The organism is Streptococcus sp. 79, assembly GCF_013277425.1.
Classification (GTDB): Bacteria; Bacillota; Bacilli; order Lactobacillales; family Streptococcaceae; genus Streptococcus; species Streptococcus pseudopneumoniae.
Window position 1 is genome coordinate 1 of sequence record NZ_VMMW01000125.1, and the last position, 1089, is coordinate 1089.

Sequence of the window (1089 nt, forward strand, 5' to 3'; positions counted from 1 at the left end):
TGCTTAATTTCATTATAAAATTTTTAGTTCAAAATAGTAAGTTAAAGAAACAAATAATTCTTTATGGTAATAATAAGAAAAAAAAGTTCAAAATGCAATAAAAACACTTGGCTAAATAAAATATATCTGTTAGAATAAAAACAAGAAAAAAGAAAGGGGTTTCATTGCATGAGAAAAAAACGTGGAATTAAAAAATTAGTTACATTTGCATTGCTAGGTGTTTTTATGTTTAGTAATACAATTCCTTACCAACAGTTTATTCAGAAGAATAGACAATTGGAGATTCGAGTGCAATCACAAAAGAAGTCCAATGGTCTTGATGTTGGGAAGGCTGATTAAAGAATAATGGAATAGAATTAGTCTCTAGTATATTCGCTTTTATTATTCATTAAAAATTGTAGGGGCAAGTTTGAAAAAATAAAAGTTAGTTGATTGATTACTTCTCTAAATTTTGGGCACACTAAAAAGAGGTCTTGATACCCAACCTTTAAAATTAAAGCACCTTGAATCCGTGCTGTTGTGCAAAACGAACGGCATCTTGGACAGACATTGTCTTATCTGAATTTCTTATTTCTGTAAGACCTTGTAATCTTGGATTATAACTCTCCTGTTTTAAAAGTACGTGGTAGATGGCAACCAATAATCTGCGACAGATAGCGATGATAGCTTTTCGATGCCATATAAATAATTTTTAACATGAGGGGGCTCCCTTCATAAAATTTGAGTCTGCCTATCCCTTGACTATTCTTTCCTTTCACAAACGAGTCGCTTATTCAATTATAAGTTTACGTGCTCTTAGTCACAGTTCTTGTGCTTGATGGAAAGAATGACACCTATAAAAATGCGAGGTAGTGGCTGTACCACTCACTTATTCACCTCCCCGTGATTTGTAGTAGTGATAGGCTTTCTCACTGTTATTATAAAACAAAGAGCACAACACTTTTTCATTCTGTGTTGTGCCTTGAGTGAAACGAAAGGAATGAATTATAAAAATGAAGAAAACATTTTATCGCAAATTCGGTATTTCAATTATTGCGGGTACTTTATTAGCTAGCCTGCTATCGACAGTCTCTGCTTTGACTGTTATTT

At 32.6% G+C, this 1089-nt stretch carries 1 protein-coding gene and 2 pseudogenes; 2 read left to right on the plus strand and 1 reads right to left on the minus strand.

Annotation, left to right across the window (positions count from 1 at the left end):
- Nucleotides 1-168 precede the first annotated feature (168 nt).
- A complete protein-coding gene (locus HT729_RS12515) occupies nt 169-339 on the plus strand; it encodes a PhrA family quorum-sensing system peptide (protein ID WP_001227865.1) in 171 nt (56 codons plus the stop codon).
- Nucleotides 340-493: 154 nt separating this feature from the next.
- On the opposite strand, the pseudogene HT729_RS12520 reads toward HT729_RS12515, so the two are convergent.
- A pseudogene (locus HT729_RS12520) lies at nt 494-676 on the minus strand (IS110 family transposase); the annotation flags it as partial.
- A gap of 316 nt (nt 677-992) precedes the next feature.
- On the opposite strand from HT729_RS12520, the pseudogene HT729_RS12300 reads away from it, so the two are divergent.
- Nucleotides 993-1089 (plus strand): annotated as a pseudogene (locus HT729_RS12300) (peptidase); the annotation flags it as partial.

Bases quoted from the DNA above. Each gene is read 5' to 3' on its own strand.
- HT729_RS12515 (WP_001227865.1), top strand. From the start codon at position 169: ATGAGAAAAAAACGTGGAATTAAAAAATTAGTTACATTTGCATTGCTA.